The organism is Lactonifactor longoviformis (assembly GCF_042848515.1).
GTDB classification, from domain to species: Bacteria; Bacillota; Clostridia; order Lachnospirales; family Lachnospiraceae; genus Lactonifactor; species Lactonifactor longoviformis.
Genome location: NZ_AP031453.1, coordinates 4,139,586 through 4,154,810, shown reverse-complemented (window position 1 = coordinate 4,154,810; position 15,225 = coordinate 4,139,586). Strand labels below are relative to the sequence as shown.

At 47.4% G+C, this 15,225-nt stretch carries 14 protein-coding genes; 13 read left to right on the top strand and 1 reads right to left on the bottom strand.

Annotated features, from left to right (window positions below):
• Positions 1-168: 168 nt before the first annotated feature.
• Positions 169-1,794, top strand: a complete 1,626-nt coding sequence (locus ACGHCT_RS18955) for an FAD-dependent oxidoreductase (RefSeq protein ID WP_072851553.1) — start codon at positions 169-171, stop codon at positions 1,792-1,794.
• A gap of 88 nt (positions 1,795-1,882) precedes the next feature.
• On the top strand, positions 1,883-2,836 hold the full coding sequence (locus tag ACGHCT_RS18950; RefSeq protein ID WP_072851556.1) for a 4Fe-4S binding protein: 954 nt from the start codon (positions 1,883-1,885) through the stop codon (positions 2,834-2,836).
• A 68-nt stretch (positions 2,837-2,904) separates the two neighbouring features.
• On the opposite strand, the gene ACGHCT_RS18945 is transcribed toward ACGHCT_RS18950, so the two are convergent.
• Positions 2,905-3,948 (bottom strand): acyltransferase family protein, encoded by a 1,044-nt coding sequence (locus ACGHCT_RS18945; RefSeq protein ID WP_072851559.1) that lies wholly within the window; start codon positions 3,946-3,948, stop codon positions 2,905-2,907.
• Positions 3,949-4,178: 230 nt separating this feature from the next.
• Between ACGHCT_RS18945 and ACGHCT_RS18940 the strand changes: the two genes are divergently transcribed.
• From ACGHCT_RS18940 to dapF, 11 genes are all read left to right on the top strand, one after another.
• A complete protein-coding gene (locus ACGHCT_RS18940) occupies positions 4,179-5,447 on the top strand; it encodes an amidohydrolase family protein (RefSeq protein WP_390437236.1) in 1,269 nt (422 codons plus the stop codon).
• A gap of 185 nt (positions 5,448-5,632) precedes the next feature.
• Positions 5,633-6,973: an MATE family efflux transporter gene (locus ACGHCT_RS18935; RefSeq protein WP_390437235.1), complete on the top strand. Its 1,341-nt coding sequence runs from the start codon at positions 5,633-5,635 to the stop codon at positions 6,971-6,973.
• Between the two features lie 39 nt (positions 6,974-7,012).
• On the top strand, positions 7,013-7,921 hold the full coding sequence (nadA, locus tag ACGHCT_RS18930; RefSeq protein ID WP_187143913.1) for a quinolinate synthase NadA: 909 nt from the start codon (positions 7,013-7,015) through the stop codon (positions 7,919-7,921).
• 12 nt (positions 7,922-7,933) lie between these two features.
• Positions 7,934-9,289, top strand: a complete 1,356-nt coding sequence (locus ACGHCT_RS18925; RefSeq protein WP_390437234.1) for an L-aspartate oxidase — start codon at positions 7,934-7,936, stop codon at positions 9,287-9,289.
• Entirely contained in the window at positions 9,255-10,106 is an 852-nt protein-coding gene (nadC, locus tag ACGHCT_RS18920) for a carboxylating nicotinate-nucleotide diphosphorylase (RefSeq protein ID WP_072851571.1), read from the top strand. Before ACGHCT_RS18925 ends, nadC begins: the two co-directional genes overlap by 35 nt.
• A gap of 53 nt (positions 10,107-10,159) precedes the next feature.
• Positions 10,160-10,678 carry a transcription repressor NadR gene (locus ACGHCT_RS18915; protein WP_072851573.1) on the top strand — a complete coding sequence of 173 codons (519 nt, stop codon included), beginning with the start codon at positions 10,160-10,162 and terminating at the stop codon, positions 10,676-10,678.
• A gap of 78 nt (positions 10,679-10,756) precedes the next feature.
• Positions 10,757-11,944 carry a [FeFe] hydrogenase H-cluster maturation GTPase HydF gene (hydF, locus tag ACGHCT_RS18910; protein WP_390437233.1) on the top strand — a complete coding sequence of 396 codons (1,188 nt, stop codon included), beginning with the start codon at positions 10,757-10,759 and terminating at the stop codon, positions 11,942-11,944.
• A gap of 120 nt (positions 11,945-12,064) precedes the next feature.
• Positions 12,065-12,307, top strand: coding sequence for a helix-turn-helix domain-containing protein (locus ACGHCT_RS18905; protein ID WP_072851578.1), 243 nt, complete (start codon positions 12,065-12,067; stop codon positions 12,305-12,307).
• Between the two features lie 123 nt (positions 12,308-12,430).
• Positions 12,431-13,762, top strand: a complete 1,332-nt coding sequence (gene glnA / locus ACGHCT_RS18900) for a type I glutamate--ammonia ligase (protein ID WP_390437232.1) — start codon at positions 12,431-12,433, stop codon at positions 13,760-13,762.
• 55 nt (positions 13,763-13,817) lie between these two features.
• A complete protein-coding gene (locus tag ACGHCT_RS18895; protein WP_072851582.1) occupies positions 13,818-14,363 on the top strand; it encodes an ANTAR domain-containing response regulator in 546 nt (181 codons plus the stop codon).
• Positions 14,364-14,381: 18 nt separating this feature from the next.
• Positions 14,382-15,215, top strand: a complete 834-nt coding sequence (gene dapF, locus ACGHCT_RS18890) for a diaminopimelate epimerase (RefSeq protein ID WP_390437231.1) — start codon at positions 14,382-14,384, stop codon at positions 15,213-15,215.
• Positions 15,216-15,225 lie beyond the last annotated feature (10 nt).

Genomic DNA, 15,225 nt, shown 5'->3' with positions numbered 1-15,225 from the left:
GCCTCCTTATCCAATACAATAACATATAGGTAATTCCTATGTTTTATATAGTATTATATTAGTTTACCTATGATAAATCAAGTGTTATCATAGGAATAGATAAAAAAGCCGGAATGCAGACGGCAGAAACACTGGAACTGCAAAATAAAAGAAAAGAGGCGTATTTTTGTGAAAGTATTAATTATTGGCGGGGTAGCAGCCGGTACAAAGGTTGCAGCAAAATTAAAACGATTGGACAGAAGTGCTGAGGTTACGATTTTAACAATGAGCAAAGAGATCTCTTATGCAGGCTGCGGTCTTCCTTATTATGTGGGAAATGTGATCCAGGACAGGGATTTGCTGATTGCGAATACACCGGAGAGCTTTGCAAAACTTACAGGAACAGAGGTCCTGACAGGGATTGAAGTGACTGGCTTAGACAGAGATAAAAAGTGCGTGACTGGGGTAAATGTGGAAACCGGTGAAGTAAAAGTGTATACATATGATAAACTGGTGATTTCTACAGGAGCGTCCCCCGTAAAACCTCCCATCGAGGGGATTGACCTGGAGAATGTATTTTTTATGCGTACGCCGGAGGATGCGGATGCTTTAAAAGCTGCAGTGGACGGTGGAAGCATTAAGCGTGCAGTAGTAGCCGGAGGCGGCTTTATCGGGCTCGAGGTGGCAGAGAATCTGAAGGAAAAAGGGGTAAAGGTGTCTGTCATTGATATGGCGGAGCATATTATGCCGGGATTTGATCCGGAGATTACAGAGTACGTGGAGGACCATCTGGCGGATGAGGGAATCATGGCATTTACCAGTACAAAGCTGGAGGCCATTTTGGGTACAGATAAGGTGGAAAAGGTACAGACCAGCCGCAAGGCCATGAAGGCAGACGCTATTGTTATGTCTCTGGGAATCCGTGCAAACACAGGCTTTCTGGCGGATACAGGAATTGAGATGATGCCAAACCGAACCATTAAGGTGAATGAGTATCTGCAGACGAACGATGAGAATATCTACGCGCTGGGGGACTGTGCCATGGTCTGCAACCGTCTGACAAAGGCAGCTGCCTGGTCTCCTATGGGATCCTCTGCAAATATCGAAGGAAGAATCGCCGCTAAAAATATTGCCGGTGAAAAGGTTGCCTACCCGGGGGTTCTTGGAACTGGAATTGTAAAACTTCCGGGACTGAATGCAGGGCGGACAGGACTTTCCGAGACAGATGCGGCAAAAGCGGGATTCCAACCAGTCAGCGTTATGGCAGTAGTGGATGACAAAGCCCACTATTACCCGGGGGCTTCCAGCTTCATTGTCAAATTAGTGGCAGATGCGAAGTCCAGAAAGTTCTTGGGTATCCAGTGCCTGGGAATCGGCGCCGTGGATAAGATGGTGGATATTGCTGTGATGGCATTAAGTATGAATGCGACAGTAGATGATTTGGAGCATCTTGACTTTGCCTACGCACCGCCGTTTTCCACTGCCATTCATCCCTTTGAACATACCGTAAATGTTCTTCTCAATAAGATGGAAGGTGAATTTGATACCTTTACACCTGTACAGTACAGAGAGGGTGCGGCCGACGGATATCAGGTGATCGATGTTTCCATTCAGCCGTCGCTGGAGAACGCAGTCTATGTAGACCTCTCCAGTGTAAACGGGGAACTTCCTCAGTTTGGAAAAGACGATAAACTGCTTCTGGTCTGCTCTAAAGGAAAGAGAGCATATATGCTTCAGAACCGTCTGAAATACTATGGATATACCAACACCAAGGCACTTGAGGGAGGAACTATTTTTAACGGATCAGATTTTTAAGAGAAATTCTTTTAAAAAGGGTATCTATTTAGAGGTCGCTGTATTAAAATTAATATAGAATAAATGTAAAAATAGGAGGAAATACAGAATGGCAACATTAACAATTAGCCCGGAAGAGGAAAAAAGAGTAAAAGGTCTGGGATTTTTAAGCAACAAAGGCACAGATAACTTTTCAGGCAGAATTATCACAAAAAATGGAAAGATCACAGCAGAGCAGCAGATCTGTCTGGGAGAGGCTGCAAAATTATTTGGGAATGGAAATGTGGTATATACTACCCGTCTGACGGTAGAAATACAGGGGATTCCATTTGATAAGATTGAAGAGTTTCGGGCCTACATTGCAAAAGCCGGACTGGAAACCGGAGGAACCGGGTCCAAAGTACGTCCGGTAGTATCCTGTAAGGGTACTACCTGCCAATACGGGTTAATTGATACATACGCAATTTCAGAAGAGATCCATGAGAAATTCTATAAAGGCTATGAAAAAGTAAAACTTCCGCACAAGTTCAAAATAGCTGTAGGCGGATGTCCCAACAACTGCGTAAAGCCGGATCTGAACGATCTTGGAATTGTGGGACAGCTGATTCCAAACTATGACGAAGATAGCTGCAACGGCTGTAAAAAATGTCCGGTGGAGAAAGTCTGTCCGCCACAGGCAGCCAAGCTTGTTGACGGGGTACTGGAGATCGACAAAGAGAAATGTACAAACTGCGGCCTCTGTGTAGGAAAGTGCAACTTTGATGCCATTGAAGACGGCAAAGTCGGATACAAAATCTACCTGGGGGGGAGATGGGGCAAACGGATCGCTCTGGGACAGCCGCTGTCAAAAGTATTTACCTCCAAAGAAGAGTTAATGGAAATAATAGAAAAAGTAATTCTCCTGTACCGGGAGCAGGGAAAAACAGGGGAACGGTTTGCTTCCACCATTGAAAGACTAGGCTTTGAGAACGTGGAAGAACAACTTATGGGGAATGGACTTATGGAAAGAAAGCAGGAAATCCTGGATGCAAAACTGCATCTGGTGGGAGGAGCAACCTGTTAAAAATCAAAAAAGGGACAGGGCAGTCTTAAAAAGGGACACCCTGAGTCCCAAAAGGGGACGTGTACTTTCTAGAAAGTACACGTCCCCTTTTTGCCCCTTTTGTACTTTTTCCCGGGTCCTCTGGGTCCTTTAGGCAATTCTATCCTTGCCACTTCGTTGGTAAATTCTACAAATGGCTTCCTGGAAAATACCCACACCAGGCAGACACAGAATCCGAACAGAGCCAGAGTTTCCCACCAGGTATAGATATGTTCCAACAGATCGGTGGCCTGCTTAAAGCTGGAGTAGGCCAAACCATGGAACAAATAGATGGACATGGTACGGTTGCCCAGACTGGAACAGAAGATTTTCCTGTCCGGTATCAGGAACATGAGGAGATAGGTCAGGGCAAAGGAGATCCCATAGCAGAGCAGGCGGATGCACATCCCGTCCATATCTGACAATTCCAGATATTCGTAGTTGTATCTTCCGTAGAATATCTTGGGAGAGAGACTTCGGTGTATGGGATCGGCATACAGGAAGACGCCTCCAAGGCACAAAAGCAGACCCGCCAGGACTTTTGTTATGTTATTTCTGTATTTTGTAAGCCACTCTCTGTTAAAATGAATGCCTGCCAGGAAAAAGGGGTAGAATACCACAATCCGGGGTATGGACAGGAAGTTGTCGTCCATGCTGCTGCATCCCATGAGAATGCCTGCCAGGATGGCAAAGGGCATATGGATGGCAGCCGGGATCCTGCGGATATAAGGCGTTAAAAGCCGCCAGACAAACAGTGCCATGAGATACCACAGTGAAAATTTTGGATATAACAGATATAGCTTTGTCTCTTTATGTAGGATTAGAGTATATAACAGGTAATACATGAGTTCATATACCAGGTAGGGAATGATAAGCTTTTGCATCAGTTTTCCCGGAGATGTCTGTTTCTTGGAAAAGTATCCTGATACGAAGATAAATGCCGGCATATGAAAGGATACGATAAACCATTTCAGCTCATATAAAAAGGGGTTGGAATCGTATCCCTCTTCTATAAAGTGTCCCACTACTACAAGAAATATAAGCAGGGCTTTATAGTTGTCTAAGAGAAAATCTCTTGTTTTGGGGGTGTTCATTACTTGCTCCTTGTTATACTTTGATGTTTCTCGCTGCGTTAAAAATAATCTTACTACGGGCTTCCTACTTTTGCAAGCGCAGTTATGTAAAAATATGGATGGCAGACCTGACAGAAATTTGCGGCAAATAAGTTGCATAATCCCCCGGGATGTGGAAAAATAAGGGTAAACACACAGACAGAGAAGGATCGTATGCCGGACAATATTCCGGAAAAATGAGGAGGGACAAAATGAAGATACGCTTTTATAATGTAAGAATTCTGACTATGGCTGATGATTTCCGGGTTACCCGCGGAGAAGTTCAGATAAAGGGAAACCGAATTGCTTACGTGGGGGAAGAAAAACATACCCGGGAGGAATGGGACAGGGAGATAGACGGAGACGGAAATCTGATTATGCCCGGCTTTAAAGATGCCCACACCCATTCTGCCATGACGTTTCTGCGTTCCTATGCAGATGACATGCCGCTTCTGGACTGGCTGAATAAGCAGGTATTCCCCAGGGAGGCCAAATTAACACCGGAGGATATCTGCCATTTGTCAAAGCTGGCTATTATGGAATATCTGACCAGCGGAATCACGGCGAATTTTGATATGTATCTGACGCCGGACACCATTGCAGAAGCTTCGGTTGCCTGCGGCTTCCGTACAGTCATAACAGGAGGAATGAACGATTTCACCCAGTCTTTGGAGGAGATGGAAGAGTGGTACTGCGAGTATAACCATTATCATCCGCTTATCTCCTTCCAGCTGGGATTTCATGCAGAATATACCACATCAGAAAAGCTTTTGGCTGGTCTGGCCGAACTTGCCCATAAATATAAGGCGCCTGTATATACCCACAATTCCGAAAGCCTGACGGAGGTACAGCAGTGTCTTGACAGAAATCATATGACCCCCACCCAATACCTGGACAGCCTGGGGCTCTTTGACTATGGCGGAGGGGGATACCATTGCGTTCATATGACAGAAGAAGATTTAAGGATATTCAAAAAGCGGGGATTGTATGCCATAACCAATCCGGGCTCCAACGTAAAACTGGCCAGCGGAATTCCTCCGGTAAAGAAAATGCTGGATATGGGGATTCCCATGGCCATAGGAACAGATGGCCCGGCCAGCAACAACTGCCTGGATATGTTCCGGGAGATGTTTCTCACCACAGGTCTGGCAAAGATTCGGGAGAGGGATGCGTCAGTGGTGGATGCCAACCAGGTATTGTATATGGCTACCGTTGGGGGTGCAAGAGCCATGGGGCTTCTGGAGTGTGACACTCTGGAGGAAGGGAAGCTGGCAGATTTGATCCTTGTGGATCTTCACCAGCCCAATATGCAGCCTCTCAACTGTATCACCAAGAATCTGGTATACAGCGGAAGCAAACAGAATATTAAGCTGACTATGGTAAACGGACGAATTTTATATGAGGACGGATGTTTTACTATCGGTACAGAGGCGGAAGCAGTTTATAAAAAAGCAAATGAAATTGTTGCAAGAATACAGTAAATTTGCTATAATACATTCCTGAGATTAAATGAAAAGATTATGCTGCCCGTATCTATCGCCGGATAGATGCAGGTATAGGAGCATCAGGCACGGATTCCAGCAGGCCAGAGGGAATCCGGGACTGATGCTTTTTCTGTTCGTGGGGCGGCAGCATATAATTCGGAAGTAGAAAAGGAGAAAGAACGATGAAGCAAAAAGCAGAATTGGGACCGGGAGCCTTTTGGAAATACGTGTCCTTTAATATTTTAAGCATGATAGGTCTGTCATGCTTTGTCTTTGTGGATACTCTTTGCATCGCAAACGGAGTGGGAAGCGACGGCCTGGCAGCCCTTAACCTTGTAATACCTGTGTATTCACTGGTAAACGGTGTGGGTCTGATGCTGGGGATGGGAGGCGCCACCTTGTATTCCATGGAGCAGGGGATGGGGCAGGGACAAAAAGCCGACATTGCTTTTACCAGAGCCTGCAGGACGGCGCTTATCCTGGGGGTTCTTTTTACGGTATCTGGTGTAGCCTTCACGAGGCCGCTGGGGGAACTTTTGGGGGCAGAAGGGAAGGTTATGGAATGTCTGATCCCTTATATGAGGACGCTTCTGGCTTTCTCTGTCCCCTTCCTGTTTAACAATGTTCTGGTTTGTTTTGTGAGAAATGACAGGAATCCCAGGCTGGCCATGGCTGCCATGCTGACAGGCAGTTTCAGCAATATACTATTGGATACACTTTTTATCTTTGGGTTTGGATGGGGGATGTTCGGCGCTGCGTTTGCAACAGGGCTGGCTCCTCTGTTCAGCATGCTGGTGGCATCTGCCCATATCTGGAAGGGAAAGAACCAATTCCGCCCGGTGAAGTGCCGGTTCCAGGGAAAAGCGCTGGTGAAGCTGATGTCCCTGGGAGGCGCCTCCTTTGTCACAGAGATTTCCTCCGGGATTGTAATCCTTCTGTTTAATTATGTGATTCTGAATCTGACAGGAAGTGTAGGGGTTGCCGCCTATGGGGTGATAGCGAATCTGGCAATTATAGTAATGTCTATCTTTAATGGAATTGCCCAGGGGATTCAGCCTTTGGTCAGCCGCGGCTACGGGAGCGGGGATAGCAAAGCAGTATTTTCCTACGTTAAGCGTGCACTGATTCTGGCAGGAATTCTGGGCGTTCTCTGCTGTCTGCCGGGGATCCTTTTCACCCATGAGCTGATAGGCATTTTTAATGGGGGAGGGGATACAGCTTTTGAAGAGATTGCGGCGAAAGGAATGCCGGTTTATTTTACCGCCTTTCTGACCATGGGTCTTAATATTGTGGCCGCAGCAGTCCTGGCTTCCATTGATCGGGCGAGGGACTCACTCTTCATTGCTCTGCTGCGGGGAATTGTGCTCAACGCAGTACTTGTATTTCTTCTGCCGGGCTTTTGGGGGATGCGGGGGATCTGGCTGGTAGTGCCTATTGCAGAGAGCGTGACTGTTTTATTGAGTTTTTATTACATTTTTAAATATTGGAAATACAGCTGTCTTGTCAGCTGTAAAAACATGTGATATACTAACGCCAATATGATAATTTATGGGAGGATAAGTATGAATGAGAAGATGGCCGCTGTTGAGCGGCTGAAAAAAGAGAAAGATGCTGTTATATTGGCGCACTATTACGTGAGAGACGAGGTACAGGAGATCGCTGACTATATTGGAGACTCCTACTATCTAAGTGAGATTGCAACGAAAGTAAAGGAAAAAACAATCGTACTGTGCGGCGTATCCTTTATGGGGGAGAGCGCAAAGATCCTGAATCCTGATAAGGTTGTACTGCTTCCGGATGCCCATGCGGACTGTCCCATGGCTCATATGGCGGCAGTAGAAAAGATCGGGGAAATGCGTGAGAAATACGGGGATCTGGCGGTGGTATGCTACGTGAATTCCACAGCGGAACTGAAAACGCACGCAGACGTCTGTGTGACGTCTTCCAATGCCCTTAAAATCGTAAGAGCCCTGCCAAATAAAAATATCTATTTTATTCCCGATGAGAATCTGGGCCGGTATATTGCAGGTCAGCTGCCGGAAAAAAACTTTATATTTAACGACGGCTATTGCCATGTACATACCGCCATCCGGAGAGAAGACCTGGAAAAGATTAAGGAGTCAAGGCCTAAGGCAGAGATCCTGGTGCATCCGGAGTGCAGGGAAGAGATCACAGAACTGGCAGATTATGTGGGAAGCACTTCAGGGATCATACAGTACGCCACTGAGAGTGATGCAAAGGAATTTATCATAGGGACAGAAATGGGCGTGATGTATGAGCTTCAGAAACGGAATCCGGACAAGAGATTCTACGCTGCCGGCAACACGCAGATATGTCCGAATATGAAGAAGATAACACTTGAAAAGATTATCGGAGCACTGGAAAGCGGACAGCCCCGGATAGAACTTGAGGAGGAATTTGGGAGGAAAGCACACGCGCCATTGATCCGTATGCTGGAACTGGCCAAATAGTTAGGAGACCGTATGGAAGAGAAGTATGATGTCATCATAGTGGGGACAGGGGTGGCAGGCTGCTTTGCGGCACTGCACCTGCCGGATGACAAAAGTATATTGATGATAACCAAAGGGGAATTAGAAGAGAGCGATTCCTTTCTGGCGCAGGGAGGGATCTGTGTTCAAAAAGAGGAGGAGGACTACGAAAGCTTTATGGAGGATACCCTCCGGGCAGGACATTATGAGAACCGGCGGGAATCTGTGGATGTTATGATTCGTTCCTCCAGGGATGTGATCCGAGAACTGATAGAATATGGCGTTGAATTTGCGCAGAAGGACGGAAGTCTTCTCTACACAAGGGAAGGTGCCCATTCTACGAACCGTATCCTTTATCACGATGATATAACCGGGAAAGAGATTACCTCCCATCTTTTAAACCAGGTAAGAAAAAGGAAAAATATCACCGTACTTACCAGGACTACTATGATGGATATTCTTGCCAGAGAGAACCGCTGTGAGGGGATTCTGATGAAAACCAGCAAGGGAGACCTTCGTCCTGTCATTGCCCGGGATGTGCTGTGGGCTACAGGAGGGATCGGGGGAATCTATGACAATTCTACAAACTATCCCCACCTCACCGGTGATGCCCTGGGGATCGCGCTTCGCAGGGGAGTAGCTCTGGAGCATGTGAATTATGTGCAGATACACCCAACAACCTTATATTCCCAAAAGAAGGGACGCCGGTTCCTGATCTCCGAATCTGTGAGGGGGGAAGGCGCGGTCCTGTACAACAAAAAGGGAGAGCGGTTTGTCAATGAACTGCTGCCCCGGGATCTTCTGACCAAAGAGATTTTGAAACAGATGAAAAAGGACGGAACACAGTATGTGTGGCTGTCTATGATGACAATAACCAGGCACGATGTGTGGAAGAGGTTCCCCAATATCTGCCAGAAGTGCAGGGAGGAAGGCTATGAGGTAACAAAAGAATGGATTCCGGTTGTGCCTTCTCAGCATTATTTTATGGGAGGCGTGGATGTGGATCTGTCCAGCCGTACTTCTATGAAGCATCTCTATGCAGCGGGCGAGACCAGCTGCAATGGAGTCCATGGCGCCAACCGGCTGGCCAGCAATTCCCTGCTGGAGAGCCTTGTTTTTGCAAAACGCGCAGCCTGCGCAATTTTGTCGGGAACCGGAGAAAGCCCTCAGGGACAGGGATGCCGGGACTGGAGGGAGCTGGAGCGTACGTACGGGATACGGCAAAAGGATTATGAGAATGAGGAACATTATTTCGGAGGCCTGAAAAAGGCAATTCTGGAAGAAATAGAAAAGAAGAACAGAGAGGTAGAAGAGAATGAATCCAATCACAACCAAGCTAAATGTGGATAACCTGCTGCTCCAGGCACTGGCAGAGGATATATCCAGTGAAGACGTAACCACCAATGCAGTTATGAGGGAGGCAAAGCAGGGGACTGCGCAGCTTATATGCAAACAGGACGGTGTGATTGCGGGGATGGATGTATTTAAGCGGGTGTTCCAGCTTTTGGACGAGTCTGTCAAAGTGACTATGTACTGCAAAGACGGAGACGAGGTAAAGGATAAAGACCTCCTGGCTGTTGTGGAGGGGGACATCCGTGCCATTTTGTCCGGGGAGAGGACTGCCCTTAATTTTCTGCAGCGGATGAGCGGGATCGCCACCTATACAAGGAGTGTGGCTGAACTTTTGAAGGGGACCGGGACGAAGCTGCTGGATACCAGAAAGACAACACCCAATATGCGTATCTTTGAAAAATACGCAGTAAAAATAGGAGGAGGATATAACCACCGATATAATCTCTCCGACGGCGTCCTCATCAAAGACAACCACATCGGAGCTGCGGGAGGCGTTGCCAGGGCTGTACAGATGGCAAAGGAATATGCGCCGTTTGTCCGCAAGATAGAGATAGAGGTTGAGAACCTGGAAATGATGCAGGAGGCGCTGGATGCGGGGGCTGATATTATCATGCTGGATAATATGTCCCCAGAGATGATGAAAAAGGCTGTGGAGATGGCAGCAGGGAGAGCAGAGACAGAATGCTCCGGCAATGTTACCAGGGAAAACATTAAAAGGATAACAGATATAGGGGTAGACTATGTGTCCAGCGGGGCCCTGACCCACTCTGCCCCCATCCTGGACGTTTCTCTCAAAAATCTTCATGCATTATAAAGAGCAGGCAGCAAAGCCAATGTATAGAAACATAAAAAAGAAAGGAAGTTTCTATGACTGGGGAAGAAAGACGCAGTGAAATATTGCAGGCAATACAGGAAGCGGATGTGCCGATCTCCGGTACCGCTCTGGCGAAAAGGTTCCATGTGAGCCGGCAGGTGGTAGTACAGGACATTGCCCTCCTTCGGGCTGCCAATTATGATATCTTCTCGACTACGAAGGGATATCTGATTCATATGCCTGTGTCCGTAACCAGGGTGGTGGAGGTCTGCCATGCGGATGAAGAGATTGAAGATGAACTGAATACCATTGTAGATCTGGGAGGAAAGGTGATTGACGTCTTTATCAGGCACGAGGTATACGGTTCCCTGAGGGCGCCTATTGGGGTAAGCTCCCGGAGAAATGTACAGGAGTTTGTATCCGGCATCTCCGGCGGGAAGTCAAGCCCGCTGAAAAACCTTACTTCCGGCAAACACTGGCATACTATTGAGGCAGACAGCAGGGAGACACTGGATATGATAGAAGAAGAGCTGAGAAAAAAGAAGTATCTCATAGAGGAAAGCAGCAGATAAAAAGAAATTGCATTCTGACAGCATTGTGCCTATAATGTAAAAAACAGCAAAGATCATTCAGAATTTGGAGGGATACCTATGGGCATGAATCAAACCCCTGCTTCCGAACGGATCCATATCGGTTTCTTCGGGAGGAGAAATGCAGGAAAATCTAGTGTAATCAATGCAGTGACAGGTCAGAATCTGGCAATCGTCTCACAGGTAAGGGGAACTACTACAGATCCTGTATATAAGACCATGGAACTCCTTCCCATGGGACCGGTTATGGTGATAGACACCCCGGGGATCGATGACGAAGGAGAACTGGGAGCGCTCCGTGTAAAGCGGAGCTATCAGGTGCTGAATAAAACGGACGTGGCAGTCCTGGTAGTGGACGGAAGCCTTGGCAAGTCCAGGGAAGATGAGGCCCTGATTGAGAGATTTAGGAAAAAGGAAATTCCTTTTATTGTGGCTTATAATAAGGCGGATCAGTGCAAAGAACCTGCTGCAGTCAAAGAAAATGAGATCTGGGTCAGCGCCAAAGATGGAAGCAATATCCGTGAACTTAAAGAGATGATTGCCAGACAGGGAAGCAAGGAGGACAAAGAGAGAAGGATTGTGGGGGATCTCATAAAACCCTCGGACTTTATTGTCCTTGTTGTTCCTATAGACAAGGCAGCTCCCAAAGGGCGGCTGATCCTGCCACAGCAGCAGACGATCCGTGATATTCTGGAATCTGATGCAGTTTCCATAGTAGTAAAGGAAAATGAATTGAAAAATACCTTGAACCAGCTGGGAAAGAAGCCTGCACTGGTCATCACGGACAGTCAGGTGTTTGACCGGGTATCTGAGGATACCCCTGAGGATATTCTGTTAACCTCATTCTCCATTCTGTTCGCCAGGTATAAGGGCAGCCTTAAGGACAACGTGGAGGGGGCAAAATGCCTGGAGACGCTAAGGGACGGGGATAAGATACTGATCAGTGAGGGGTGTACCCACCACAGGCAGTGCAACGATATCGGCACTGTTAAAATCCCGGGCTGGATCCGGAAGTATACAGGGAAAAATCTGGAATTTGAGTTTACGTCAGGGACAGAGTTTCCGGATGAGCTGGGAGAGTACAGACTGATAGTCCACTGCGGAGGATGTATGCTGAATGAGAGAGAGATGAAGTACCGTATGTCCTGCGCCAGGGATCAGAAGATCCCCATGACAAATTATGGGATTCTGATTGCGTACATAAAGGGTATTCTGGAGCGAAGCCTAAAGCCTTTTCCGGAAATATGAAAAAACGACAATATTTGACATTCAGGTGTAATTCTGTGAGGCAGTATTCCGTATTATTTTATGAGGACCTCTTCAGCGGCTGTATACGCGGAAGAAAAGAGACAAAAGAGGGGGAATACTATGGAAGAGAAGCAGACAGAGATTTGGAGCAGGATAGGGGCCAATCTGAGAAACTGCAGGCAGGTACAGGGACTTACCCAGGAAGAGCTTGGAAACCGGCTCGGGGTTACCAGAAACTATATCTGCAGCCTGGAGAAGGGAAAGTGTAATCCAACGGTTGAGAGGATATGGAAGATTTCTAAGATCCTGGATGTAAGTATGGAGACCATACTCCGGGGGACAGAAGACGCAGTTGAGGATTGACAAAGCACAGATCGACTGCTATTATGAAACAGGACAAGGGCGTTCTTTCTGGGGAAAGAGCGCCCTTTTTCTGCAGAAAAAGAGATAGATCCTGTGCCGATGAAACAGAGAGGAGTGTATAAGATGGCAAAATATACAAAAAAGCAAATCATAGAACTGGTGGAAGAAGAGGATGTGGAGTTTATCCGTCTTCAGTTTACAGATATGTTCGGAATGTTCAAAAATGTAGCAATTACCTCCAGTCAGCTGAAAAAAGCCCTGGACAATCAATGCATGTTTGACGGTTCTTCCATTGATGGATTTGTGCGCATTGAGGAATCAGATATGTATCTGTACCCGGATCTGGATACCCTGGAGATTTTTCCCTGGAGGCCTCAGCAGGGAAAGGTAGCACGACTGATCTGTGATATTTACCGTCCTGACGGAACTCCATTTGAGGGTGATCCCCGGTTTATTCTCAAGCGGGCTTTAAAGGAGGCTGCGTCAATGGGGTATACCTTTAATGCCGGACCTGAGTGCGAATTCTTCCTGTATCACTCAGACGACGACGGACTGCCCACCACGCTCAGCCACGAAAAGGCCGGCTATTTTGATATGGCGCCCCTGGATCTGGGTGAGAATGCCAGGAGGGATATGGTTTTGACTCTGGAAGAAATGGGATTCGAGGTGGAGGCATCGCACCATGAAGTGGCCCCGGCTCAGCACGAGATAGATTTCCGGTATGACGAAGCCCTCTCCACCGCAGATAATATTATGACTTTTAAGCTGGCTGTGAAAACAATTGCCAAACGCCACGGACTCCATGCCACATTTATGCCAAAGCCCAAGTATGGGATAAATGGGTCCGGAATGCATATTAATATGTCCCTGTCTAAAGATGGAAAGAACGTATTCGCGGATCCGGCTGACGCATTGGGATTGAGTGAGGAGGCTTATTATTTTATCGGGGGAATTATCCGTCATATGAAAGGGATGACAGCTATCACCAATCCCCTGGTCAACTCCTACAAAAGGCTGGTGCCGGGCTTTGAAGCTCCGGTTTATATCGCCTGGTCGGCTACGAACAGAAGCCCGCTTATCCGCATTCCCGCGGCGAGGGGGGAGGAGACAAGAATAGAACTGAGAAGCCCGGATCCCACGGCAAACCCGTATCTTGCCCTGGCAGTCTGTCTGGCAGCAGGGCTGGACGGTATTAAAAATAAGATAAAACCGCCCAGAAGCGTGGATAAGAATATATTCCATATGTCTGTGGACGAGAAAGAAGAGGAGGGGATCGATTCTCTCCCCTCCAATTTAAGAGAGGCCGTCAGGGAGCTGGAAAAGGATGAATTCATCAGGGGGGTCCTCGGAGAACATCTGGCGGAACGCTACATACAGGCAAAAAAAGCTGAGTGGCAGGATTATACCACACAGGTAACTGACTGGGAGGTAGATCATTATCTCAGCAAATTCTGATGCTTCCTATCGCAATTGATACTATTTAATGGTAGAATAGACAGGAGGCGTAAGAATGAGCAATATGATTGTACTTTTTCCAAAACAGGAAGATGGAAAAAATATAAGGAATCTGCTCGTACGCCATGGATATGAGGTGACGGCGGTGTGCACAACGGGTGCACAGGCCCTGCATCATGCCAATACCCTGAATGATGGAATTGTGGTATGCGGATACCGTTATGCGGATATGCTTTATACAGAGCTGGCGGAATGCCTGCCCAGGCATTTTGAGATGCTGCTGGTGGCGTCCGCCCGGGTTTTAAGTCAATGCGAGCCCAATGGGATTGTCTCTGTGGAGATGCCTCTGAAGGTACATGAGCTTCTGGAGACAGTGGATATGATGGAGAGGAACATCAGCAGGCGGAGGAAGAGGCGCCGCTGCATGCCTAAGGAGAGGCGTCCGGAGGAAAAGGCGGCAATAGACGAAGCCAAGAAGCTCTTGATCGAGCGGAACCATATGACAGAGGAGGAGGCGCACCGTTATATCCAGAAGTGCAGCATGGACAGCGGCACAAATATGGCAGAGACGGCACAGATGGTGCTGCGTATGATGAAGTAATTAATGGAGGAAATCGATATGAGATTTACAAAGATGCATGGCATCGGGAATGACTATGTGTATGTAAATTGCCTGGAGGAAAAGGTAGAGGATCCGGGAAGGGTGGCAAAGCTTGTCAGTGACAGGCACTTTGGTATTGGATCTGACGGGCTGATTTTAATAAAACCTTCAAAGAACGCAGATTTTGAGATGGATATGTATAATGCGGACGGGTCCCGGGGGGCTATGTGCGGCAACGGAATTCGCTGTGTGGCCAAGTATGTCTATGACTATGGTCTTACCCAAAAGACAAATATCAGCATTGATACAAAGAGCGGAGTGAAATATTTGGAGCTGACCATAGACAATGGAAAAGTAAGCCTGGTGAAGGTAAATATGGGAAAGCCTATATTGAAGGCGTCTCAGATTCCCATACACAGTGACCGGGAACAGGTGATCCGGCAACCCATTGACGTGGAGGGTAGGGAGTATTATATTACCGGTGTTTCTATGGGAAATCCTCATGCTGTAGTCTACATGGACGACATTAAGAATCTGGAGATTGAAAGAATCGGCCCTGCATTTGAACATCACCCTGCATTTCCGGATCGGATCAATACAGAGTTTGTGCATGTCCTGGATAGAAGCACCGTGGAGATGCGTGTCTGGGAGAGGGGCTCAGGGGAGACACTGGCCTGCGGAACCGGAGCCTGCGCAGTGGCTGTTGCCTCCATAGTAAACAGCTATACGGACGGGGAGGTTACTGTAAAGCTGCTGGGAGGAGATCTCAGAGTATTCTGGGACAGAAAAGAAGACCTTGTGTATATGACAGGGCCTGCGGCAATAGTATTTGAAGGAGAAATTTTACTGTAGCTGCCCTATT

Bases quoted from the DNA above. Each gene is read 5' to 3' on its own strand.
- ACGHCT_RS18915 (WP_072851573.1), top strand. From the start codon at position 10,160: ATGACTGGGGAAGAAAGACGCAGTGAAATATTGCAGGCAATACAGGAA.
- hydF (WP_390437233.1), top strand. From the start codon at position 10,757: ATGGGCATGAATCAAACCCCTGCTTCCGAACGGATCCATATCGGTTTC.
- glnA (WP_390437232.1), top strand. From the start codon at position 12,431: ATGGCAAAATATACAAAAAAGCAAATCATAGAACTGGTGGAAGAAGAG.
- ACGHCT_RS18895 (WP_072851582.1), top strand. From the start codon at position 13,818: ATGAGCAATATGATTGTACTTTTTCCAAAACAGGAAGATGGAAAAAAT.
- ACGHCT_RS18940 (WP_390437236.1), top strand. From the start codon at position 4,179: ATGAAGATACGCTTTTATAATGTAAGAATTCTGACTATGGCTGATGAT.
- nadC (WP_072851571.1), top strand. From the start codon at position 9,255: ATGAATCCAATCACAACCAAGCTAAATGTGGATAACCTGCTGCTCCAG.
- ACGHCT_RS18935 (WP_390437235.1), top strand. From the start codon at position 5,633: ATGAAGCAAAAAGCAGAATTGGGACCGGGAGCCTTTTGGAAATACGTG.
- ACGHCT_RS18950 (WP_072851556.1), top strand. From the start codon at position 1,883: ATGGCAACATTAACAATTAGCCCGGAAGAGGAAAAAAGAGTAAAAGGT.
- ACGHCT_RS18925 (WP_390437234.1), top strand. From the start codon at position 7,934: ATGGAAGAGAAGTATGATGTCATCATAGTGGGGACAGGGGTGGCAGGC.
- dapF (WP_390437231.1), top strand. From the start codon at position 14,382: ATGAGATTTACAAAGATGCATGGCATCGGGAATGACTATGTGTATGTA.
- ACGHCT_RS18945 (WP_072851559.1), bottom strand. From the start codon at position 3,948: ATGAACACCCCCAAAACAAGAGATTTTCTCTTAGACAACTATAAAGCC.
- ACGHCT_RS18905 (WP_072851578.1), top strand. From the start codon at position 12,065: ATGGAAGAGAAGCAGACAGAGATTTGGAGCAGGATAGGGGCCAATCTG.
- nadA (WP_187143913.1), top strand. From the start codon at position 7,013: ATGAATGAGAAGATGGCCGCTGTTGAGCGGCTGAAAAAAGAGAAAGAT.